Source organism: Aquabacterium parvum, from assembly GCF_001447195.1.
GTDB classification, from domain to species: Bacteria; Pseudomonadota; Gammaproteobacteria; order Burkholderiales; family Burkholderiaceae_C; genus Aquabacterium; species Aquabacterium parvum.
The window spans coordinates 161,343-183,506 of the sequence record NZ_LFRI01000386.1 but is presented as its reverse complement, the minus strand read 5'-3'; the positions used below and the strand labels follow the sequence as shown (position 1 = coordinate 183,506).

Here is a 22,164-nt window from a genome sequence, read left to right as displayed (position 1 = left end):
CACACCATGATCAAACCACGCCCAGGCCAACGCCCGGGGCGGCTGCATGCCGTCCTGACCTGGCGACTGCCCTCCTGGCTCGCACTGATGCCTGCGATCGCGCTGGCCGGCTGCGCCGCCACCACCACCGCACAAGACCCGCACCCCGCCAACACCTGGCTGAAAGAGCGCGTGCCCGATGCACCCAGCCTGCCGTGGCCGGGCGCCTCGGACGCCAGTGCCCCCGCAATGGCCAGTCCGGCCCACCCTTCCCCCGGCACCACCTCTTTCACCCTGCCCAACGGCCCCCTTGGCCAGGACCAATCCGTCGCCCTCTCGCTGCAGCGCAGCCCGTCGCTCGCCGCCTTGCTGGCGCGCAGCGAAGCCCAGGCGGCACGAGAACGCAGCCAGGCCCGCCCCGGCTTCATCGGCTTTTCGATCGAGCGCCTGAACCAGGGCGACGAGGTCGAGATCGGCCGCACCTGGAGCCTGGGCCTGTTCGACCTGCTGAGCTGGCCCTGGCGCCACCAGGCGGCCGAACGCCGCATCGACGCCGAGCAGCAGCGCCTCGCGCGCCAGGTTTTGCAGCACGTGCAGAACGTGCGCGCGCAATGGGTGCAGGCCGTGGCCGCCCAGCAGCGGCTGGCCTACCAGGCCGACGTGCTGCGCGCCGGCACCACCGCGGGCGAGCTGGCCCGCCGCATGCAGCAGGCCGGTCACTTCAGCGCCGCGCAAACCGCTCGGCATGAAGCCAACGAGGTCGAAGCCCGGCTGGCCCAGGCACAGGCCCAGCGCCAGGCCCTCGCCGCGCGCGAAGCCCTGGTGCGCCTGCTCGGACTGAACCGAGAAGAAGCCGCTCGCCTGCAACTGCCCGATCGCCTGCCACCCGTGCCCGAAGCCTCGGCATGGACGCCCCAGAGCGTCGAAGAAGCAGCACGCCAGCGCAGGCTCGATGTGCGCCTGGCCGAGGCCCGCTGGCAAGCCGCCCAAGGCGATCGCCGAGATGGCACCTTCCGCAGCGTCATCGACCTCGAAGCCGCCTACCGACGCGACACCTCCAACGAAGCTCCCGTCAAGCAAGGCCCCGAGTTGGGCATCCGCCTGGTGTCCATCGACTTCGGTGCCGCGCGGCGCCAGGCCACGCGCCTGGACGAACAAGCCGCGCTGGCCGAATGGCAGCAAGCCAGCCTGCACGCCGAGTCGCAACTGCGCGAGCGCTTCGCCGACCACCAGGCCACGCTGGCCACCGCCCAGCAGGCCGCCAAGGTGCTGGGTCCCGTTCGCAAGCGCCTGCTGGACGAGCGCCTCAAGCAATACAACGGCATGCTCATCGGCCCCTTCGAGCTCATCGACGAAGCCCGTGCACACGTGGCCGCCGTGCTCACCGCGCTCGACGCGCAACGCGACTTCTGGCTGGCCGATGCCGCGCTGGTCGCCGCCATCGACGGGCTGGATGGCCCCGATGCAGGCGCCAATCGCTCATCGAGCAACGCCCCCACCAACACCGAAGCGAGCCACTGACATGAGCACCCGTCGACTCTTTTTGCGCGGCGCCCTGGGTGGCGCCGCCCTCACCGCCACCAACGCCGCGACTCATGCGGCGCTGGCCGCCGAACGCGTGCGCCCCGGCAGCCTGCTCGGCCTGCCCGAGCCCGTGCTGCAAAGCACGCCCGACACCCAGGCCCCGCTCACGCCGCCCAACGGCCGTCCCTACCGCCCCGTGCTCACGCTCAACGGCTGGACCCTGCCCTGGCGCATGAAAGACGGCGTCAAGGAGTTCCACCTCGTTGCCGAGCCCGTGGTGCGCGAGATCGCGCCCGGCATGAAGGCCCGCCTGTGGGGCTACAACGGCCAGAGCCCCGACCCCACCATCGAGGTCGTCGAAGGCGACCGCGTGCGCATCTACGTCACCAACAAGCTGCCCGAAGTCACCAGCGTGCACTGGCACGGCCAGCGCCTGCCCAACGGCATGGACGGTGTCTCGGGCCTCACGCAGCCCGCCATCCCCGTCGGGCAAACCTGTGTCTACGAGTTCGTGGCGCGCCGCCCCGGCACCTTCATGTACCACCCGCACGCCGACGAGATGGTGCAGATGGCCATGGGCATGATGGGTTTCTGGGTCACGCACCCGAAGCAGCCCCACCCGCACATCGCGCAGGTGGACCGCGACATCTGCTTTTTGCTCAACGCCTACGACATCGAGCCCGGCGCCAGCACCCCCAAGGTCAACACCATGCTGGACTTCAACCTGTGGACCTGGAACAGCCGCGCCTTCCCCGGCATCGACAGCATCAACGTGCGACAAGGCGACCGCGTGCGCCTGCGCATCGGCAACCTCACCATGACCAACCACCCGATCCACATCCATGGCCACGAGTTCGAGGTCACGGGCACGGATGGCGGGCCGGTGCCCAGGTCAGCGCGCTGGCCCGAGGTCACCACCGACATCGCCGTGGGCCAGATGCGCCAGGTCGAGTTCATCGCCGACGAGCTGGGCGACTGGGCCTTCCATTGCCACAAGAGCCACCACACCATGAACGCCATGGGCCACGACGTGCCCAACATGATCGGCGTCAAGCAGGACGACCTGGCGCGCGAGATCAACCGCCTGGTGCCCGGCTACATGGCCATGGGCGAAACCGGCATGCACGAGATGGCCGAGATGGAGATGGACCTGCCCGACAACACCCTGCCGATGATGACCGGCACGGGCCCCTTCGGCCCCATCGGCATGGGCGGCATGTTCACCACGGTAAAGGTTCGCAAAGACCAGCCGCCTGCCTCGCACCCCGGCGGCCACAAGGACCCGGGCTGGCATCGTCATCCCAAAGGCACGCTGGCGCGTTTGATCGGTGAAGGAGAAACCTTGCCCGATGCCACCCGCGCCCCCGCCTCACCGCACACCGGCCACGCCCCCCTTGTTGGAGGCGAGGTCGAGCTGACGGTTCGCAAACCCGGTCATCATGGCCACATGGACCACGGCCAGCACTGAGCCCCTGGGCGTTCGGCGTGCTCGCCTGAGCGCCCGCCTCATCGAAACAAGGAGACCCTCATGAACACCACTTTGAAATCCCTGACCACCTTCGCCGCCGGCCTGCTGCTGAGCGTATCGGCCGTCGCCCAGAGCGTTGACGGCACCGTCGAGAAGATCGACGCCGAAGCCGGCAAGGTCACGCTGCGCCACGGCGAGATCAAGAGCATCGACATGCCCCCGATGAAGATGGCCTTCCGCGTGGCCGACCCCAAGTGGCTGCAAACCCTGCAGGTTGGCGACAAGGTCAAGTTCGATGCGGCCAAGGTCAATGGCCAGTTCACGGTCACGGCCATCACTGTGGTCAAGTGAGCCGGCGCGATCAGGTCACCCAGACCAGGAACGCCGTCATCGTCACGTAGCGTGCGAACTTGCCGATGGCCATGTAGAACACGCATGGCCAGAAAGGCAGGCGCAACCACCCGGCCACGGCGCACAGCGGGTCACCCACGACGGGCAGCCACGACAGCAGGCAGGCCTTGGCGCCGAAGCGGCGCAACCAGTTCAGTGCGCGCTGGTCGGCGCGCGTGGCGTGTTCGGGGTCCGCTGACTCGTCTTCCCGACGGGTGTGGCGAATGCGGTTGGCGGCCGAGTGGGCACCGTAGCCCATCCACCAGCTGATGCCGCCGCCGATGGTGTTGCCGGCGGTGGCCACCAGCACGGCCGGCCAGAACAGGTCGGGTCGCAAGGTGACCAGGCCGAACACCGCGGGCTCCGAGCCCATGGGCAGCAAAGTCGCCGACACCAGCGACACGATGAAGACTGCTCCGAGCCCGATCTCGGGCAGGGCCAGCCAACCGAGAAGGGCGTTCACGCCCGCCATCCAATTGACGTCCATGACCGAGATTGTGGCGGCTCCAGTCACCGCCACGGGCCCGCAGGCTCAATCAGCTCAGAAGCTGTAGCCCACCGTGGCCGTCAAGGCCGTCGGGTTGAAGCGGAAAGCCGACTCCTGGCGCAGGCCGGACTTGGTCACGATGGTCAGCTTGTTGTTGACCTTGGCCGTGGCCACGCTGGCGTTGATCGACCAGTGCTGGTCCAGCTTGTAGGAGGCACCCAGCTGGATGGCCGGGCCGATCGAGTCGGACAGGCTGATCTCGGGCTTGGCGCCGTCGGCGTACAGCGTGTCGCCGGCGGCCGTGGTGCGGGCCTTGAAACGTGTGACGTTGATGCCCAGGCCCACGAAGGGGCGGAACGCCGACGAAGGCTCCAGGAACTTGTAATTGAAGAACACAGTCGGGGCCCACTGGCGAACGGTGGAGATGACCTGACCGTTCTGAGCCGCCAGCTTGGCCTTCAAGCCGTTGGTGGCGGCGGTCTGCGCGACGGAAGGCGACACGCGCGAGGCGTCGATCTGCGGGTTGTCCACCTTCAGGGTCACGTCGTGCTTGGGGGGCGCGCCCAGCACGAACTCGACGCTCCAGCGCTCGTCCAGCGCGCGCTCGATCGTGAAGATGAGGGTGCTCTTGGATTGCACCTGCAGCGCCACGCCGTCGTTGAGCACCAGGTTGCCGCTCAGGGGCGAAGGCACGGCCACGCCACCGCGCAGGGGCTCGCTGGTCGCATGCGGGTTGATGTGGGCGCCACCGAGCTTGATGGTGTATTGCGCCTGGGCGGCAGAGGATGCGCCGAGTGCGGCGAAGGAGACCAGGGAGGTGATCAGGGCGTAGCGGGCAGACATGGCGGGATGACAGAAAAGATCAAGAGACGCACCAGCGCGTAACGATTGCAGTGTAACTGCAACGGTTACATTGCTGAACTTTCGGGTCTCGAACGACCCACCGCAGTCAGAGGGTTTTGCGCATGACAAAAGAAGACCCGCTGCCCGCCCTGGTCGCGATCCGCGTCAAAAAATGCCCGACTTGGGCCTACCCAGGCGGCCACCCCGGGGCTATACTCTGCCTCCTTTTTAAGCAGCCCTGAACGACGCGTCGCTCGGGGCTGTTCTGTCTTTTGCAGCCTGACGCGCGGTCCGCATGTCCCCTTTTCACCCCCTGGCCAGCACCCTGGCGACCCCGATGGCGATTGGCCCCCACACGGTGCCCAATCGCCTCTTCGTGGCGCCCATGGCCGGGGTGACGGACCGCCCGTTCCGCATGCTGTGCAAGCAGCTGGGCGCGGGCTACGCGGTCAGTGAGATGGTGACCTCGCGCAAAGACCTCTGGCACAGCCTGAAAACCTCGCGCCGCGCCAACCACGATGGCGAGACCGCGCCGATTTCGGTGCAGATCGCCGGCACCGACGCGGCCATGATGGCCGAGGCCGCCGCCTACAACATCGACCGTGGCGCCCAGATCATCGACATCAACATGGGGTGCCCGGCCAAGAAGGTCTGCAACAAGTGGGCAGGCTCGGCGCTGATGCAGGACGAGCCCCTGGCGCTGGAGATCATCGAGGCCGTGGTGGCCGCCTGCGCGCCGCACAACGTGCCCGTGACGCTGAAGATGCGCACCGGCTGGAGCCAGCAGAACAAAAACGCCGAACACATCGCGCGCGCCGCTGAATCGGCCGGCATCGCCATGCTGACCGTGCACGGCCGCACCCGCGAGCAGGGCTACAAGGGCCACGCCGAATACGACACCATCGCCGCCGTCAAGGCCGCGGTGCGCGTGCCGGTGGTGGCCAACGGCGACATCACCAGCCCCGAAAAAGCCGTCGAGGTGATGCGACTGACGGGTGCCGACGCTGTGATGATCGGCCGCGCCGCCCAGGGCCAGCCCTGGATCTTCGGCGACATCGCGCATTACGTGACCCACGGCCAGCGCCGTGCCCGGCCGCTGACGCTGCAGGCACGCCAGTGGCTGATCGAGCACCTGCACGACCACCACAGCCTGTACGGCGAATTCGCGGGCGTGCGCACCGCGCGCAAGCACATCGGCTGGGCCGTGCGCGCCCTGCCCGGCGGCGAGGCCTTTCGCCAGCACATGAACACCCTGGACCGCATCGATGAACAGGTGCGGGCCGTGAGCGATTTTTTTGAACAACTCAGCCAGACCCACGACCGCCTGCCCGAGGCAGACGCACGCGAGCTGGATGACACCGACACCGCCGAGCAGGAGCCGCACTCCTGCATGGCGAACTGACACACCCATGAGCAAGAAGACCATCCAGGACTGCATCAAGGACAACCTCGAAGGCTATTTCCACGACCTGCGCGGCGCCGAGCCGCACGCGGTCTACGACATGGTCGTGAGCGCCGTCGAGCGCCCCATGCTCGAAGTCGTGATGCACCGCGCCGAAGGCAACCAGTCCAAGGCCGCCGAGTGGCTGGGCATCAACCGCAACACCCTGCGCCGCAAGCTGCTCGAGCACAAGCTCATCAAGTGAACCTGTTTTGAACACCCTCGATCTTTGAACTGAAGGAAGACCCCATGGCCCTGACCGCCCTGCTGTCCGTGTCCGACAAGACCGGCATCGTTGAATTCGCGCAAGCCCTGCATGCACAAGGCGTGCGCCTGCTGTCCACGGGCGGCACCGCCAAGCTGCTGGCAGACAAGGGCCTGCCGGTCACCGAAGTCGCCGAGATCACCGGCTTCCCGGAAATGCTCGACGGCCGCGTCAAGACCCTGCACCCGCGCGTGCATGGCGGCATCCTGGCCCGCCGCGACCTGCCCGAACACATGGCCGCGCTGAAGGAACACGGCATCGACACCATCGACCTGCTGGTGGTCAACCTCTACCCCTTCGCGCAAGCCACGGCCAAGGCCGACTGCACCCTGGCCAACGCCATCGAGAACATCGACATCGGCGGCCCAACGATGCTGCGCTCGGCCGCCAAGAACTGGCAGGACGTCGCCGTGATCATCGACCCGGTGGACTACGAACAGGTGCTGTCGGAAATGAAGGCCGGCGCCATCACGCGCACGACCAAGTTCATGCTGGCCAAAAAGGTGTTCGCCCACACCGCCGCCTACGACGGCATGATCACCAACTACCTGACCAGCCTGGAAGCCGGCTCGGAACTCGAAACCGAATCCGTGCCCGCCAAGGCAGAGTACCCCGCCGTCTACAACCTGCAGCTGCACAAGGTGCAGGGCATGCGCTACGGCGAGAACCCGCACCAGTCGGCCGCCTTCTACCGCGAAGCCAAGCCCGTGGTCAGCACCCTGGCCAACTGGACCCAGATCCAAGGCAAGGAGCTGAGCTTCAACAACATTGCCGACGCCGACGCCGCCTGGGAATGCGTCAAGGCCTTCGAAGCCCCTGCCTGCGTGATCATCAAGCACGCCAACCCCTGCGGCGTGGCCGTGGGCGCCGGCCCGCTCGAGGCCTACACCAAGGCCCTCAAGACCGACCCGACCAGCGCCTTCGGCGGCATCATGGCCTTCAACCGCGTGGTCGACGCCGACGTGATCGAAGCCATCAACGCCAACAAGCAGTTCGTGGAAGTCGTGATCGCGCCGAAGTTCACCGACGCCGCGCGCGCCGCCTACGCCGCCAAGCAGAACGTGCGCCTGCTGGAAGTGCCGCTGGACGAGGCTTCGCGCAAGCTGGGCAACGCGCTGGACTTCAAGCGCGTGGGCGGCGGCATGCTGCTGCAATCGGCCGACAACATCGACATCGTCGGTGATGTGAAGGTGGTCTCCAAGCTGCAACCCACTGCCCAGCAGATGCAAGACCTGCTGTTCGCCTGGACGGTGGCCCGCTTCGTCAAGAGCAACGCCATCGTGTTCTGCAAGGACGGCATGACCATGGGCGTGGGCGCCGGCCAGATGAGCCGCCTGGACTCGGCCCGCATCGCCTCGATCAAGGCCGGTCACGCTGGCCTGACGCTGCAAGGCACGGCCGTGGCGTCTGACGCCTTCTTCCCGTTCCGCGATGGCCTGGATGTGGTCGTCGATGCGGGTGCGACCTGCGTCATCCACCCGGGTGGCTCGATGCGCGACGACGAGGTCATCGCTGCGGCCGACGAACGTGGCATCGCCATGGTGTTCACCGGCACGCGCCACTTCCGTCACTGATGTGGTGGGCGTTGCCTCTGACGAGGTGATGCCGATGCCAGACAAAAGGGGCTCCCTGCGGAGCCCCTTTTTCATGTGCCTTGACCGCGGTCAGGCAGCGTGGCGCCCCCGCGGATTCAAGGCGCACGCCGCTCGCACGGGGCCTTTCGCGCCGTCCCGATCAGTTCAACGCCACGCCATCACAGCAGCGGCTTGAGGTAACGCCCCGTGTGGCTGTCCTCGCAGGCGGCGATGTCTTCGGGCGTGCCGGCGATCAGCACCTGCCCACCGCCCGAGCCACCTTCGGGGCCCATGTCGATGAGCCAGTCGGCTGTCTTGATGACGTCGAGGTTGTGCTCGATGACGACGATGGTGTTGCCCGCTTCGCGCAACTGGTGCAGCACCTTGAGCAGCAAGGCGATGTCGTGGAAGTGCAGGCCCGTGGTCGGCTCGTCGAGGATGTAGAGCGTGCGACCGGTGTCGCGTTTGCTCAGCTCCAGGGCCAGCTTCACGCGTTGCGCTTCACCGCCTGACAGCGTGGTCGCGCTCTGACCCAGTCGGATGTAGCCCAGGCCCACGTCCATCAGCGTCTGCAGCTTGCGCGCGATGCTGGGCACGGCCTGGAAGAAGGCCAGCGCATCCTCAACGGTGAGGTCGAGCACCTCGTGGATGTTCTTGCCCTTGTAGAGCACCTCCAGCGTCTCGCGGTTGTAGCGCTTGCCCTGGCAGACGTCGCAGGGCACGTACACGTCGGGCAGGAAGTGCATCTCGACCTTGATGACCCCGTCGCCCTGGCAGGCCTCGCAGCGGCCACCGGCCACGTTGAAAGAAAAGCGGCCGGCGTTGTAGCCGCGCTCGCGCGCCGCTGGCACGTCGGCCATCAGCTCGCGAATCGGCGTGAACAGGCCGGTGTACGTGGCGGGGTTGGAGCGCGGCGTGCGGCCAATGGGCGACTGGTCGACGTTGATGACCTTGTCGAACAGCTCCAGGCCTTCGATCTCGTCGTGCGGTTCGGGGTCGAGGTGGGCCTGGTAGAGCTTGCGGGCCACGGCCGCGTACAGCGTGTCGTTGACGAGCGTGGACTTGCCCGAGCCCGAGACGCCCGTCACGCAGGTGAGCAGGCCGACGGGGAACTCGGCCGTCACGCCCTTGAGGTTGTGGCCGCGCGCGTTGACCACGCGCAGGCGCGGTGTTTCATCGTTGAAGGCGCGGCGCTGCGTGGGCACCTCGATGCGCAGGGCCTGGGCGAGGTAGCGCCCCGTCAGGCTGTCGGGTGAGGCGGTGACTTCGGCGGGCGTGCCTTGCGCCATCACGCGGCCACCGTGCACGCCGGCGCCCGGCCCCATGTCGACCACGTGGTCGGCGGCGCGGATCATGTCTTCGTCGTGCTCGACCACGATGACGCTGTTGCCCAGGTCGCGCAGGTGCTGCAGCGTGCCGATGAGGCGGTCGTTGTCGCGCTGGTGCAGGCCAATGCTGGGCTCGTCGAGCACGTACATCACGCCCGTGAGGCCCGAGCCGATCTGCGAGGCCAGGCGGATGCGCTGCGCCTCGCCGCCCGAGAGCGTGTCGGCGCTGCGGTCGAGGCTGAGGTAGCTCAAGCCCACGTCGTTGAGGAAGCGCAGGCGCGAACGGATCTCGTTGACCACCTTGGCCGCGATCTCGGCCTTGGCGCCTTGCAGCTGCAGTTGCTCGAAGTAGGCATGGGCCTCGGCCAGCGTGGCGTGGCCAATCTCGAAGATGGCGCGGGTGTCACCCGTGACGGCGTCGTGCAGCTTGACGTGCCGGGCCTCACGACGCAGGCGGGTGCCGTGGCAGTCGGGGCAGGCGCGGGGCTGCTGGTAACGGCCGAGTTCTTCGCGCACGGCGGCGGAGTCGGTCTCTTTGAAGCGGCGCTCGAAGTTGGGGATGATGCCTTCGAAGGGGTGCGAGCGCTTGACCTTGCGCTTCTTGCCGGCAGGCCCATCCGACTCGTAGACGAACTCGATCTCTTCGTCGCCCGAGCCGTACAGCAGCACCTGTTGCACCCGCTCAGGCAACTCTTCAAAGGGCTGCTCGATGTCGACGTCGTAGTGCTTGCCGAGGGATTCGATCAGGCTGTAGGTGTAAGGGTTGCGCCGGTCCCAGCCCTTGACGGCACCGCTGCCCAGGCTCAGTGAGGGAAAGGCCACCACGCGCTGCGGATCGAACGCGATGACGTGGCCCAGGCCGTCGCAGGTCGGGCAGGCGCCCACCGGCGAGTTGAACGAGAACAGGCGCGGCTCGAGTTCGGACAGCGAGTAGCTGCACACCGGGCAGGCGAAGCGCGCCGAGAACAGGTGCTCTTCGCCCGAGTCCATTTCGAGCGCGATGGCACGTTCGTCGGCCAGGCGCAGCGCGGTCTCGAAGCTCTCGGCCAGGCGCTGCTGCATGTCGGGGCGCACCTTCAGGCGGTCGACCACCACGTCGATGTCGTGCTTCTCGTTCTTGGTCAGCGGCTTGAGGTCGGCGACCTCGACCACCTCGCCGTTGATGCGAAAGCGCACGTAGCCCTGGGCCTGCATGTCGGCAAACAGGTCGGCGAACTCGCCCTTGCGGTCGCGCACCACGGGCGCGAGGATCATCAGCTTGGTGTCTTCTGGCAGGGCCAGGGCGGCATCGACCATCTGGCTCACGCTCTGGGCGCGCAGCGGCAGGTGGTGGTCGGGGCAGAACGGGGTGCCGGCGCGGGCGTAGAGCAGGCGCAGGTAGTCGTGGATTTCGGTGACGGTGCCGACGGTGGAACGCGGGTTGTGGCTGGTGGCCTTCTGCTCGATGCTGATGGCCGGCGACAAGCCTGCGATCAGGTCGACGTCGGGCTTGTCCATGAGCTGCAGGAACTGCCGCGCGTAGGCGCTCAGGCTCTCGACGTAGCGTCGCTGGCCCTCGGCGTACAGCGTGTCAAAAGCCAGGCTGGACTTGCCCGAACCCGACAGCCCGGTGATGACCACCAGCTGGTTGCGCGGCAGGTCGAGGTCGATGTCCTTGAGGTTGTGGGTGCGGGCCCCGCGGATCTGAATCAGCGATGGGTCGCTGACCGCCCGGGCGGTGGCCTGGGCCACGGCGGTGGGAGCGGTCAACTCGTTCGGGGGAGGCATCTGGCGGGACATCTGGCGCGATCAGGACAATCGACCATGATACGTCGCCAGGGGCCGCCTGCGCCAGTTTCCTGACCGGGGGCCTCCTGTGTCCAGGGGGAGCTCAGGGCACCAGCGCCCCGCAGATGGCGCCAGGCGGTCAAGGCTTCAGGTGCTTGACGAAAAACGCCGTCTGCCTGCTCACCACCTGCTCGAAGGCCGGGCCGCTGTAGGGCGAGAAGTGATCGGCATCGGGCAACTCGAGGTACTCGCCCTTGGGCAGAGACTTGGCCACATCGCGAACCTTGGCCACCGGGATCAGGCCATCCTTGGCGGCCGCGATGACCAGCGCAGGCGCCTGCACCTTGGGCGCGCTGTCGCCCGGGAACCAGAACGGCAGGCTCAGGAACACACGGGCGGCCACCTTGTTCTGATCTTCCTGACCGGCTGGCACGAGCTTGTTGTAGCCCTCGTTGCACTCGGCGCAAACCAGGGCCGAGAAGGCATTGGGCGCGATGGTGGGCACGTAAACCGGCTCTTCGTCATCGCCACGCATCAGGTCACGCAGGGCATACCAGGTGGCCAGCGGCTGGTACTTGAGGGGGAACTGCAAACCACTGGAGAGGCCGCTGACGAAAGGCACCTGGGCGCTCACCGCCTTGACCTGCTGAGGCCGCTCGGCGCCCACCACCAGCACCTGCCCGCCGCTGTAGGACGTGCCCCAGATGCCGATGCGCTGCGGGTCGATGTCGCTGCGCTTGGCCACGGCGTCCAGCGCCGACAGCCAGTCCTTGACGTGCTCTTTGCCATCGACCACGCGGCGGGGTTGGCCACCGCTTTTGCCGAAGCCACGGTAGTCAAAGCGCAGCACGGCGAAGCCGGCCTTGACGAAGCGCTCGGCGAAGGGCCCCAGGCCCCAGTCGCGCAGGCCGCCGAAGCCGTGGGCCATCACGATGACCGGCGGCTTCTTGCCGTCGGCGCGGGCGGCGGGCAACCAGAGCTCGCCGTCGCAAGTGACCTGCTGGCAGGCGAAGGTCACGGGCTGCACGGTGCCGACGGCGGCGGCGGTGACCACGGGCGCAGCGGTGGCGCCACCTGGCGCCAGGGCCAGCGCCAGCATCTGGACAGACAGGAGTGCCGCAGCGGCGGCAACGAGGTGGCGGGTCATGAGATGTCTCCTCGGTTCAAGCCGAATCTGATGTCAATCAATTTCAGTTGGTACTTTCAAGTACCAGCGGAGCGGAGATTAGACTTGCGCACCGGTACTGTCAAGTACCAACCCTTGTCTCCCCCCTTCAATCACGTGTCCCCCACGCCCACCGAGACCGGCTCCGTGCACCAACGCGCCCCCCGCCAGCGGCTGCTTGACGGCCTGGCCCAGGTGCTGGGTGAGCGCGCCTACGCCGACCTGACCATCGCCGACGTGGTGGCGGCCGCCCGCGTGTCACGCCGCACGTTCTATGAACACTTCGACGGCAAGGACGCCTGCCTGCTGGCCCTGTGCGAGCGCCTGAGCGAAGAAGTGCTGGCCTTGATCGCCACCGGCTACGACCCCGAGGGCGATTGGGTGCAGGAGCTCGAGAAGATCACCTCCGCCTACCTGCAAAACCTGCAGCAGCGGCCTGCCCTGGTGCGAGCGCTCTACCTGGAGATGCTGACACTGGGGCCCGCAGGCCTGGCCATGCGGCGCCGCATCAGCGAGCGCTTCACGCAGTTTCTGATGATGCAGGTGGAGCTGTCGAGGCTGAAGGAGCCGGGCAAGCGGCCGCTGTCACCGGCGCTGGCCACGGCCACGGTGGGCGGCATCAACGAACTGATCGTGCAGGCCATCGAGGAGGACCGGGCGGACCGGTTGGTCGAGCTTCAGCCGACCATCAGCGAGTTCGTGAGGGCGGTGTTGCAGTCGTTGATGCCGGATGTGGCGGTGGGCTGAGCACTGGCTGGGCTCAAACGCTTTGTGCGGGGTGGTGTTGGTTGGTGTGGTGTGCGTCGGGTGGTGCGTGGTCCGGCGGGTGGGGTGGGTGTGATCCGGCCCTGCGCGGGGCACCACCGAGCTTCGCTGCGGTCCCCCCTTGAACACCGACCAAGTGGTTACCGAGTCAGGACACCGCACATGTCGGGCCGGCTCACACCCACCCCACCCACCGAACCCGAACCACCGCGCACGGGCTAGAGGGGCGCAAGAAAGAAGGCGACGCAAGCGTCGCCTTCTTTCTTGCATCTCAGCCTGCCACGTTGCGTCGCGGTCAGGGGGCGAGGGGGGCCTGCGCAGGGCCCATTCGCGGTGTCCTGACTCGGCAACCACTTGGCTGGTGTTCAAGGGGGGACGAATGCAGCGCTCGGTGGTGCCCCGCGAGCGTGGTCCCGGAGCAGGCCCCCCTCGCCCCCTGAACGTTGCTCAACCGTGGCAACACCCCAAAACCGAGCCACTCCTGCTCCACAACATCAACGGATGCGCAGGCAGGCAGCAAGCAAAAAACTCAGGCCAACGGCGCCTCGTCCACGCAATGCGCCACGATCGCCCCCAGGCCCTCGATCTCGATGCGAACAACGTCCCCATCGCGCAGGAACTTCGGCGGAGAAAACGCTGCGCCCACGCCCGCGCACGTGCCCGTGAAGATCACATCCCCAGGCTCCAGCGTCATCACCTGCGTGAGCTGCGCGATCTGCGCCCAGACGTTGTGGATCATCAGCTTCGTGTTGCTGTGCTGACGCAGCTCGCCATTGACCCAGCAGCGCAGCTCCAGCGCGTGCGGGTCATCGACCTCATCGGCCGTCGTGATCCACGGCCCGAGAGGCGCGTGGGTGTCAAAGCCCTTGCCCAGCGTCCACTGCGAGGTTCGCTTCTGGATGTCGCGCACCGACACGTCGTTGCCCACCGCGTAGCCGAACACCACCTCGTGCGCACGCTCGGCCGGCACATGCCGGCAGCGCTGGCCAATGATGGCCACCATCTCGCCCTCGTAGTCGGTCATCTGCGACACACGCGGCAGCACGATGTCGTCAAACGGGCTGTGGATGGCATTGGGCAATTTGGGGAACCACACCTGATGGTCGGGCACGGTGCGCGCCTCGCCCACGATGCTTTCCTGCACGTGATCGAGGTAGTTCAAGCCGATGGCCAGGGCCTTGCCCGGGCGTGGCACCGGCGCTTGCAAGTGAACCTCGTCGAGCGAGGCATCGGCCGGTGCATCGGCGAGCATTTGCACCTGGGGCCTGAGCTCGGACCAGCGCGTGATCAGGTCGATCATCGGTTGGTGGGCGGCCAGCCCCAGCTTGTCGTCGAGCGTGACAAGGTCCTTGCCACGCACCAGGGCCACGTGGGTGATGCCTTGTTGGTCAAAGGTGCAGAGGTGCATCGATGCAATCCTTGAAGGGTGCGAAGGTTTGAACAGACAGCGCGGGCATCAGGCAGCGCGCAGGCAATCGACGATCTTCATGCGCGCAGCGCGCCAGGCCGGGATGAAGCCACCGACCAGGCCCATCAGCAGCGCGAAAGCGATGGACTGAACCGCGATGGCCGGCGTCAAGCGAAAGCGGAAAGCCAGCTCCGAAAACGTCTGGAAGTTGACGGTGGAGATGTCCACCGACTGCATCAGAGAGGCGCCCGCCAGCCCCATGATGCCGCCCACCAGCGCCAGCAGCAAGGCCTCGCCCAAGAAGGCCGTGAGCACCGCGCTGCGCCGGAAACCCAGGGCACGCAAGGTGCCGATTTCGCCCGTTCGCGAGGCCACGGAGGCGAACATGGTGATCATCGCGCCCACGATGGCGCCAATGGAAAAGATGATCGAAAGCGCCAGGCCGAGCAAGCGGATGAAGGTGGCCAGAGCTTCGGACTGCTCGGCGTAGAAGCGCACCTCGCGCTTGGCTTCGAGCGTCAGGCGCGGGTCGTCTTCGATGCCGGCGCGCAGCGTGTCAAAGCCTTCGGCATCGGCCAGGCGCAGCACCACGCTGGAATAGTTCTGGCGGCGAAAGGCCTGCATCATCTGCTCGCTGTCGCCCCAGATCTCGGAGTCGAAGGCGCTGCCCGCCCCATCGAACACGCCGACCACGCGCCAATCGCGTCCGGCAAAGCGCAGCGTCTCGCCCAGGCCCGCACCGGCGAAGCCCTTGGCCACGGCCGTGCCGGTGACGATCTCCGAAGTGCCTGGCGTGAACATGCGCCCTTTCAGCAGCTTGACCTGCGGGCGCAGCATCAGGCCGATGTCGGACGTGCCACGCACGGTGACGTTGCTGGGCTTGCCGCTGTCCCGCTTGGGCAAGGTGTTGAGCACCACCGGCTCGCGGCTGATCAGCGCCCGGCCCTGCCCGTCGGTGGCCAGGCCCGGCAGGCTGGCGACGATGGCAGCCTGGGCGCGCGTGATGCCGGAGTTGATCTCGGCCCCGGCCCCCTTGCGCAGCACCATGACGTTGTCGGGCTGACCGGTGGCCACCAGCGTGGCGCGAATGCCCTCGCTCATCATCAACACCGTGGCGAACACATACACCACCAGCGCCATGCCGCCCGCCGTGAGCAAGGTGGTCACGCGCCGCACCCAGAGGTTGCGGGCGATGTAGCTCAGGGGCAGGTTGCGCAGGGCGGGCATGGCGGCATTGTGCGCCAGCCCGCGCGCACCAAGCCCGCGGCTGCGGACCTGGCTGATGGGCCAAGTGCGCTGGTCAACGCCGCCTGGCCTCGCTCAGCAGGTCATTGACACGATTTGGCAAGGGCCGCGTCCTCCACCTGCATGACCTTGATCCATTCGCTGATGAAGGTGACCGCTTCGGCGTGCTGGATGGAGCGCCCCAGCGTCGGCATGCGCACGCCGTTCTCGCTGGAGGCCATGCGGTACAGCAGGATGGACGCCTCCGGCTTGCCCGGCACCAGGTCGTGCTGGATGCCACCCGCGCCCCGACCTGCGGCCACCGGCTTCTTGCAGACCCCGCTTTGCTGGGTCAGCGGCCCAGAAAGCTGCAGGAAGAGGCCCGAGTTGGCGGCTTCGCCTCCGGGGTTGTGGCAGGACGCGCAGTTGGCTTCGAGGTACGAACGCGCACGGGCCTGGATGTCGGCCGCGGTGCCCGCTGGCTGGCCGCTGTCACCCGGCACGTTCCACTTCGGCGCGCGCTCGACCGCCGCCATCGAGCTGGGCAGGCCGGTCAAGAAGCCCTGTGCCTTCATGTACTGCAGCTGGTTCTGGTTGCCCAGGCGCGGGTTCAGGCGGTTGAGGAAGCGGACCTTGGGACCGATGGGCACCGCCCCGCCCTCACCCGAGCGGTCGGAGCCGTGGCAGACCACGCAGGCCATGGCCGAGGGCACGCTGTACTGCGGCACGTCGCCCGTGTAGCGCACGCGCTGACCCTTGGCGTCTCGGACATCGGGGTCTTGATCGAGGTAGTCGTAGCGACCGGAGAGCTCGCGCCCCTGTGGCGTCAGCTTGGCCACCATGCGCCCGCTCGTGTCCTTCTCCCAAACATACGGCAGGCCCATCCAGAAGGGGCCATCAGGGCCTTCGCGCTTGATGAGCAGGCGGGTCTCGAGGATGTCCTCGGCCAACAGCTTGCCCGCGGCGTCCTCGCGCCGGAAGGTGAAGGTCTTGGCGATGATGGTGCCGGTGGGGAAGGCCAGCGTGGCCAGGCTCTCGGCCGGCACGTCGGCGGCGGGGTACCAGTTGCCCGTGCCGGCGCCCGCAGGCTGCGTGGTCTTGAAGCCGGTTTTGCCGTCGCGGTACTGCGCGGCCTTGCCGGGTGGGATGAAGATGAAGCGGTACTTGCTCGCGTGATTGGTGAACAGCGTCGAGGTCAGCTCGTAGTGCATGCCATTGCCACGCGGCTGGTCACGCGGATCCTGCTCGTTGCTGAACAGGCCGTAAGCGTCCAGCGTCGGGCAGTTGTGGCGCCCGGCCAGCTCGAAGTTCACCGCCGTCTTGGGCGAGGCGGCGCAAGCCTGCTGGGATTCTTCCTGCGTGGGCTGTGTCACCGCATCACCCGGCAGCACGTAGGGCAGTTTGAGCACAGGCAGCGGCACGCTCTTGAGCTTGCACTGGTGGCGCAACAGGTTGCGGTCACCGAGCTTGAAGTTGGCCAGGTCGGTGAAGTCGCTGTTCTTCACGTTGGCGTTCAGGTAAGGCAGCGTCGACAGGTCGAACTGGTTGTCGGTGATGCACACGCGCAGCTCGTCGCGCAGCGCGCCCTGCTTGCCCAGCAGCCAGTTGTAGCTGATGTTGAACTTCCAGTCGGTGTGGTGGCAACCGGGCATGGGGTCACTGAGCCCGTAGTTCGGGCCGCCCAGCGTGGTCTGGCGCGGGTTCACGCGGTCCTTCTCGCCGGGGTTGGCGAGTTTGAGCGAGATGCCGTCCTTGTCGACCGGGTAGGCGCCGCAGTCGCCCAGCTTGTCGACCTGGCCATCGGTCAGGATGTGCGCCGAGATGCCGCCGCCCTTGAGCCAGATCAGCGCCGTGATCGTGGTGGACGCGTCGTTGATGTCGAGCATCGGCGGCTTGTAGCCGTTGTGGCGGAAGGTGTTGTGGTGGATGTTGAGCGCTTCGTTGAACCAGTCCAGCTTCTTGTCGGTGGCCTTGAAGTTGACGAAGCCGTAGTTCACCACCAGCAGGCCCGAGGTGCGGTTGTCGGCGATCTCGTTGCCGTAGAACTCGAGGTTGTCCTGCGCGGCGATGATGGCGCCTGTGCCCGGCGGCGCGTCCTTGACGAAACCAGCCGCCCCGAAGTTCTTGGTGTTGTTGTTGATGAAGCGGTTGTGGCGCACCACGTTGCCATCGCCGTACTGCGACAAGCCTTCGAGGTCGTAGGCCAGGAAGCCCGCGGTGTTCTCGGTGGCCAGGTTCTGCTCGACCAGGCCGCGCTGCACGTTCTCCAGCTCGATGCCGATCACGTTGTAGCGGGCCTCATTGCGGCGCACGATCACATCGCTGGACTGACCCACGTACAGGCCCGCGTCGACCGAGCCGTATGAGTAGGTGTCCTCGACCAGCAGCTGCTGAACCATCACCGGGTAGATGGCGTAGAAGCCATTGCTCGGCTTGACCTGGTAGCCCGCCGCGACCGGGTCCGCATCGCTCCAGCCGGCCTTGATGCGCCGCAACGTCACGTACTTCGAGCGGTAGATGCGGATGCCGTTGCCCGGGGTGTCGATGACCTCCAGGTCCTCGACCGTGATGCCCTCGCAATGCGAAGCGTTGATGCCCTCGGCCGTGTTGCTGTTCAGGAAGCTCAGCCGGGTCTTGTCCTTGCCGGCGCCACGGATGGTCAAACCGCGCTTGCCGTGGATGATCAGGCCGCTGGGAAAGTTGAAGGTCCCCGCCGCGAACTCGACCGTGTCCCCCTCGCTGGCGTAGAAGATGGCCTTGAGCGTTTCGGCTGCGGCGTTGGCGCCGGGCTCGATGCGAAACACCTTGGGTGCCGCAGCATGGGCCACTTGCACACAGGCCAGTGCCATCAACAGACAGGCCATCGCCCATCGACAGGCCTGCAAGGCCAGGGAGCAAGGGTGGGTCATCGGTTTCCTCCTGGGTCCTGAATGCAGGGCGGACACCCCTGCTGGGACCTGCAGGCTAGGAGGCAAGGCAAAGGACAACTGTCGGCTGCACGACAGACCCGGGTAATCCTGCAAACACCGGGGGGTTCAGCCCCGAACAGGCTGACGCATCACGCCACGTGGCGCAGCCCTTGCACGATGTCGATGCGCGACATCTTCCACGCAGGCCAGGCGGCAGACACGCCGCCGACCACCAGCGCCGCCAGCACCTGCATCGCCACCGTCAGCTCCGAGACCCGGAAAATCGGGAACAGCGTGCCAGCCGCCTTCACGAAGGCCTCGGCCATGGGGAAGGTCAGCGCGATGCCCAGGCCCCCACCGATCAGCGCGATCAGCAGGCTCTCGCCGAACAAGAGCTTGACCACGAAGCCGGGCCGAAAGCCCAGGGCCTTGAGCGTGGCGTACTCGGCCAGGCGCTCGCGCGCGGTCATCGTCATGGTGTTGGCCATCACGGCCATGATGATCAGGATGATGATGAAGCTGACGGCCTGCACGGCCAGCAAGATGGCCTCGCTCATCGACACGAAGCTCAGCTGAAAGGCCTTCTCGGTCTCGGTCAGCGTCTCGGCGAGCGAGTTGGCGAACAGCGCATCGATGCGTTGCGACACCTGCGGCGCCTGATCGGGGTCGTGGATGCGTGCGATGTAAACGCCCACGAAGTCGGCCTTGTTGCCCAGCCTCGCGCGCACCGAATCGGCCACGCGCTGCCAGTGGATGAACATCTGCTGCTCGTCGGTCTTGGCGTCGGCGCCCTGGTAGATGCCACGGATGGTGAAGCGCCAGTTGCCCGAGTAGATGGTGCCGCGCAGGGTCACGGTGTCGCCCAGTTTCCAGCCGAACTTGGCGGCCAGCTTGCGCCCCACCACGGCGCCTTGCCGATCACGGAAGAAGGCCTGCTTCTCGGCATCGGTGAGCTTGAACTCGGGGTACAGCGCCAGGTAACTGGGCGGGTCCACCGCGAACTGCGCAAAGAAGTTGCGCTCGGTGATGTAGATGCCGCCGAACCAGTTGGCCCAGGAGATACCGCTGACGCCCTCGACCGATCGGATGCGCTCGGCGTAGTTCAGCGGCAGCGGAAAGGTCAGCGAGATGGCGCTGCGCGTGATCAGGCGCGTGCTCGAGGTGGCGTCCACGCCCGCGTACCAGGCATCGACGATGGTGCGCAGCAGGCCGAACGCCGAGATGGCCACGACCAGGCCCACCATGGTGAGCAGGGTGCGCAGGCGGTGCCGGAAGGCGTTTTTGAGCAGCAGGCGCAGCAGGAACATGCGTTCGCCTCACTCGCCCTCGGCGGCCTTGACCCAGTCTCCTGCCTTCAAAGCACGCGGCGCCCCGGTCACCACCTTGTCACCGGCTTTCAAAGCGGCCGACGACGCGGCAGGCTCTGCCGGCAGCACCTCGCGCACATCGCCCAAGGTGCGCCCTGCCTTGACCGCCACGGCTTCAAGTTGCAGCGAACCGGCCGAGCCGCCTTCGGGCGAAGCGGCCTTCACGCGCCACAACACCGTGCGCCCCCCGACCTCGTGCAAGGCCTTGGTCGGCACCGCCAGCACCGGTTGCTGATCGGCCACCGTGATGGCTTGCGACAGGAAGTTCACCTTCGCGCTCATCTCGGGCAGGATGCGTTCATCGAGCTTGGCAAAGCGCACCTTCACCGTCACCGTGGCCTTGGCGCGGTCCACCGTGGGCACCAGGCCACCCACCTCGCCCATGAAGCGCACACCCGGCAAGGCGTCGAGCATGATCTCGACGGGCTGGCCAACGCGGGCCTTCGACAGGCTGCCTTCGGACACATCGGCCTCGACCTCCAGCGTGCGCATGTCGGCCATGGTGACCACCGCGCCCTGCGTGCCGGCCGCACTCGACAGCGGCGTGATGATGTCGCCCACGTTGGCGTTCTTGACCAGCACCACGCCGTCAAAGGGCGCGCGGATCTCGGTGAAATCTTCGGCCACGCGCTGCACGCCCACCTGCGCTCGCGCGACTTCCAGCGTGGCCTTGGCCGACGACACCGCAGCGCGCGCTGCCTTGGCGCGGGTCTGCACGGCATCGACCGCCTGCGGCGAGATGAAGCCTTGCGCCTGCAAGCCCTGGCTGCGCACCAGCTCGGCCTCGGCGTTGGCCAGCTCGACCTCGGCCTGGCGCACCCCGGCTTCGGCCTGGCGCACGCCCGCTTGCGCCGCCACGATGGCTGCGCGCACGTCGCTCGCGTCCAGCCTCGCAAGGAGCGCACCTTGCTTGACCACCGAGCCCTCGCGCACGTTCAGCTCGATCAAGCGACCCGTGGCCTTGGACGCCACCGCCGCACGGCGTTGCGCCACCACGTAGCCCGAGGCCGTGAGCTGCACGAACTGCTGCGACGGCGTGCTGGTGACCACGGCGGCCGTTTGCACCGCAACGGGCTTGGGCGCCAGCCACCAGGCGACACCGCCCACCAGCACCACGGCGGCCAGCGCCACCGGCCACCAGTTGCGGCGCGGTGCGGCGGCCCCGTTGTGGCCCCGGTCGATGCGCAGCTGGCTCAGTGCGCTGACCGAAGGCTTGGCGGTGTCAGGAGAGGGTTCGGGCGCGGCGGACATGGCGGGCGTGGTCCTGTGTCGGAAGGATCACGCATTGTGGCGCATGCCCACTCGCCACCATCCATCGGCTTTTGGCGAGCGCCCGACCTGGACGGCTCCCACGTCGCCGCCGACACAAAGGCGATCCGGAGACACCCCCGAGGCCTTGCGCTGTGCCTCAGCGTGCGGCGTTGAGCGCGTCGCGCGTCTGCTGGGCCACGCGGCGCGCAGCGCTGGCGAAGTCGTCGCCGCTGCTGGCATACAGCACGGCGCGAGAGCTGTTGACCACGATGGTGCCGGTGATGGCGCCACTCGCATCGGTCTTGAGGCCCGCCTTGACGGTGGCGACGGCGTCACCGCCTTGTGCGCCCACACCGGGGATCAGCAAAGGCAGCGTCGGTGCCAGCTCGCGCACCCGCGCGATCTCTTCGGGGAAGGTCGCGCCCACCACCAGGCCCATCTGGCCATTGGTGTTCCAGGGGCCTTGCGCTTGGCTTGCGATGTGCTCGTACACGCGCGGCTGACCTTCGATGTCGGCCAGGCGCAGGTTCTGCAGGTCGGAGCCACCCGGGTTGGAGGTGCGGCACAGCAGGATCACGCCCTTGCCCGGGTATTTCAGGAAGGGCTCCATCGTGTCGAAGCCCATGAAAGGCGACAGCGTCACGGCATCGGCCTGGTAGCGCGTGAAGGCCTCGTGCGCGTACTGGTCGGCGGTCGAGCCGATGTCGCCGCGCTTGGCGTCGAGGATGACGGGCACGTTGGGCGCCGCGCGGCGCATGTGCGCCATCAGGCGTTCGAGCTGGTCTTCGGCGCGGTGGGCCGCGAAGTAAGCGATCTGCGGCTTGAAGGCACAGACCAGGTCCTTCGTGGCGTCCACGATGGCCGCGCAGAAGTCGTAGATCCGGTCGGGCTGGCCCTTCCAGGCACCCGGGAACTTCGAGGGCTCGGGGTCCAGGCCCACGCAAAGCAGGGAGTCGTTGAGTTGCTGCGCGCGCAGCAGTTGCTCGGTGAAGATCATGCGGGGGCCTCG

The 22,164-nt window shown here is 67.2% G+C and carries 17 protein-coding genes; 7 read left to right on the top strand and 10 right to left on the bottom strand.

Annotated elements, in window-relative coordinates; translation table 11 throughout:
- The first annotated feature begins 6 nt into the window (after positions 1-6).
- The 3 genes from ABG80_RS14950 to ABG80_RS14940 are packed head-to-tail and all read left to right on the top strand — an operon-like array spanning position 7 to position 3,322.
- On the top strand, positions 7-1,500 hold the full coding sequence (locus tag ABG80_RS14950; protein WP_160322560.1) for a TolC family protein: 1,494 nt from the start codon (positions 7-9) through the stop codon (positions 1,498-1,500).
- Position 1,501: 1 nt separating this feature from the next.
- Positions 1,502-2,971, top strand: a complete 1,470-nt coding sequence (locus ABG80_RS14945) for a multicopper oxidase family protein (protein ID WP_058088419.1) — start codon at positions 1,502-1,504, stop codon at positions 2,969-2,971.
- 60 nt (positions 2,972-3,031) lie between these two features.
- A complete protein-coding gene (locus tag ABG80_RS14940; RefSeq protein WP_058088418.1) occupies positions 3,032-3,322 on the top strand; it encodes a copper-binding protein in 291 nt (96 codons plus the stop codon).
- Between the two features lie 10 nt (positions 3,323-3,332).
- On the opposite strand, the gene ABG80_RS14935 is transcribed toward ABG80_RS14940, so the two are convergent.
- Complete coding sequence (locus ABG80_RS14935; protein ID WP_200964325.1) at positions 3,333-3,848, bottom strand: YqaA family protein; 516 nt, start codon at positions 3,846-3,848, stop codon at positions 3,333-3,335.
- Positions 3,849-3,902: 54 nt separating this feature from the next.
- A complete protein-coding gene (locus ABG80_RS14930; RefSeq protein WP_058088417.1) occupies positions 3,903-4,691 on the bottom strand; it encodes an OmpW/AlkL family protein in 789 nt (262 codons plus the stop codon).
- 337 nt (positions 4,692-5,028) lie between these two features.
- Here ABG80_RS14930 and dusB point away from each other — a divergent pair, with 337 nt between their 5' ends.
- From dusB to purH, 3 genes are read left to right on the top strand one after another with little or no spacing between them, the layout of a single operon-like run.
- Complete coding sequence (dusB, locus tag ABG80_RS14925) at positions 5,029-6,093, top strand: tRNA dihydrouridine synthase DusB (protein WP_058088642.1); 1,065 nt, start codon at positions 5,029-5,031, stop codon at positions 6,091-6,093.
- 7 nt (positions 6,094-6,100) lie between these two features.
- A complete protein-coding gene (locus ABG80_RS14920; RefSeq protein WP_058088416.1) occupies positions 6,101-6,337 on the top strand; it encodes a Fis family transcriptional regulator in 237 nt (78 codons plus the stop codon).
- Positions 6,338-6,381: 44 nt separating this feature from the next.
- Complete coding sequence (gene purH / locus ABG80_RS14915) at positions 6,382-7,971, top strand: bifunctional phosphoribosylaminoimidazolecarboxamide formyltransferase/IMP cyclohydrolase (protein ID WP_058088415.1); 1,590 nt, start codon at positions 6,382-6,384, stop codon at positions 7,969-7,971.
- A gap of 179 nt (positions 7,972-8,150) precedes the next feature.
- On the opposite strand, the gene uvrA is transcribed toward purH, so the two are convergent.
- Both uvrA and ABG80_RS14905 read right to left on the bottom strand, forming a co-directional pair.
- Positions 8,151-11,066, bottom strand: coding sequence for an excinuclease ABC subunit UvrA (gene uvrA / locus ABG80_RS14910; protein ID WP_083506191.1), 2,916 nt, complete (start codon positions 11,064-11,066; stop codon positions 8,151-8,153).
- 139 nt (positions 11,067-11,205) lie between these two features.
- Positions 11,206-12,213: an alpha/beta hydrolase gene (locus ABG80_RS14905; protein ID WP_058088414.1), complete on the bottom strand. Its 1,008-nt coding sequence runs from the start codon at positions 12,211-12,213 to the stop codon at positions 11,206-11,208.
- 84 nt (positions 12,214-12,297) lie between these two features.
- Between ABG80_RS14905 and ABG80_RS14900 the strand changes: the two genes are divergently transcribed.
- The gene (locus ABG80_RS14900; protein ID WP_160322559.1) at positions 12,298-12,978 is read left to right on the top strand and encodes a TetR/AcrR family transcriptional regulator; all 681 of its coding nucleotides are present in this window, start codon (positions 12,298-12,300) and stop codon (positions 12,976-12,978) included.
- A 547-nt stretch (positions 12,979-13,525) separates the two neighbouring features.
- Here ABG80_RS14900 and ABG80_RS14895 read toward each other — a convergent pair.
- The 6 genes from ABG80_RS14895 to pyrF all read right to left on the bottom strand — a co-directional run bounded on the left by ABG80_RS14895 (position 13,526) and on the right by pyrF (position 22,152).
- Positions 13,526-14,404 (bottom strand): fumarylacetoacetate hydrolase family protein, encoded by an 879-nt coding sequence (locus tag ABG80_RS14895; protein WP_058088412.1) that lies wholly within the window; start codon positions 14,402-14,404, stop codon positions 13,526-13,528.
- Positions 14,405-14,452: 48 nt separating this feature from the next.
- Positions 14,453-15,631 (bottom strand): ABC transporter permease, encoded by a 1,179-nt coding sequence (locus ABG80_RS14890; RefSeq protein ID WP_058088411.1) that lies wholly within the window; start codon positions 15,629-15,631, stop codon positions 14,453-14,455.
- A gap of 101 nt (positions 15,632-15,732) precedes the next feature.
- Positions 15,733-18,537 carry a parallel beta-helix domain-containing protein gene (locus ABG80_RS14885; RefSeq protein WP_058088410.1) on the bottom strand — a complete coding sequence of 935 codons (2,805 nt, stop codon included), beginning with the start codon at positions 18,535-18,537 and terminating at the stop codon, positions 15,733-15,735.
- Between the two features lie 149 nt (positions 18,538-18,686).
- Positions 18,687-19,844, bottom strand: a complete 1,158-nt coding sequence (locus ABG80_RS14880; RefSeq protein WP_058088409.1) for an ABC transporter permease — start codon at positions 19,842-19,844, stop codon at positions 18,687-18,689.
- 9 nt (positions 19,845-19,853) lie between these two features.
- Positions 19,854-21,155 (bottom strand): efflux RND transporter periplasmic adaptor subunit, encoded by a 1,302-nt coding sequence (locus tag ABG80_RS14875; protein ID WP_058088408.1) that lies wholly within the window; start codon positions 21,153-21,155, stop codon positions 19,854-19,856.
- A gap of 157 nt (positions 21,156-21,312) precedes the next feature.
- On the bottom strand, positions 21,313-22,152 hold the full coding sequence (gene pyrF, locus ABG80_RS14870) for an orotidine-5'-phosphate decarboxylase (protein ID WP_058088407.1): 840 nt from the start codon (positions 22,150-22,152) through the stop codon (positions 21,313-21,315).
- Positions 22,153-22,164 lie beyond the last annotated feature (12 nt).

Coding starts and splice junctions, on each gene's coding strand:
- ABG80_RS14950 (WP_160322560.1), top strand. CDS start 7: ATGATCAAACCACGCCCAGGCCAACGCCCGGGGCGGCTGCATGCCGTC.
- ABG80_RS14945 (WP_058088419.1), top strand. CDS start 1,502: ATGAGCACCCGTCGACTCTTTTTGCGCGGCGCCCTGGGTGGCGCCGCC.
- ABG80_RS14940 (WP_058088418.1), top strand. CDS start 3,032: ATGAACACCACTTTGAAATCCCTGACCACCTTCGCCGCCGGCCTGCTG.
- ABG80_RS14935 (WP_200964325.1), bottom strand. CDS start 3,848: ATGGACGTCAATTGGATGGCGGGCGTGAACGCCCTTCTCGGTTGGCTG.
- ABG80_RS14930 (WP_058088417.1), bottom strand. CDS start 4,691: ATGTCTGCCCGCTACGCCCTGATCACCTCCCTGGTCTCCTTCGCCGCA.
- dusB (WP_058088642.1), top strand. CDS start 5,029: ATGGCGATTGGCCCCCACACGGTGCCCAATCGCCTCTTCGTGGCGCCC.
- ABG80_RS14920 (WP_058088416.1), top strand. CDS start 6,101: ATGAGCAAGAAGACCATCCAGGACTGCATCAAGGACAACCTCGAAGGC.
- purH (WP_058088415.1), top strand. CDS start 6,382: ATGGCCCTGACCGCCCTGCTGTCCGTGTCCGACAAGACCGGCATCGTT.
- uvrA (WP_083506191.1), bottom strand. CDS start 11,066: ATGCCTCCCCCGAACGAGTTGACCGCTCCCACCGCCGTGGCCCAGGCC.
- ABG80_RS14905 (WP_058088414.1), bottom strand. CDS start 12,213: ATGACCCGCCACCTCGTTGCCGCCGCTGCGGCACTCCTGTCTGTCCAG.
- ABG80_RS14895 (WP_058088412.1), bottom strand. CDS start 14,404: ATGCACCTCTGCACCTTTGACCAACAAGGCATCACCCACGTGGCCCTG.
- ABG80_RS14890 (WP_058088411.1), bottom strand. CDS start 15,631: ATGCCCGCCCTGCGCAACCTGCCCCTGAGCTACATCGCCCGCAACCTC.
- ABG80_RS14885 (WP_058088410.1), bottom strand. CDS start 18,537: ATGACCCACCCTTGCTCCCTGGCCTTGCAGGCCTGTCGATGGGCGATG.
- ABG80_RS14880 (WP_058088409.1), bottom strand. CDS start 19,844: ATGTTCCTGCTGCGCCTGCTGCTCAAAAACGCCTTCCGGCACCGCCTG.
- ABG80_RS14875 (WP_058088408.1), bottom strand. CDS start 21,155: ATGTCCGCCGCGCCCGAACCCTCTCCTGACACCGCCAAGCCTTCGGTC.
- pyrF (WP_058088407.1), bottom strand. CDS start 22,152: ATGATCTTCACCGAGCAACTGCTGCGCGCGCAGCAACTCAACGACTCC.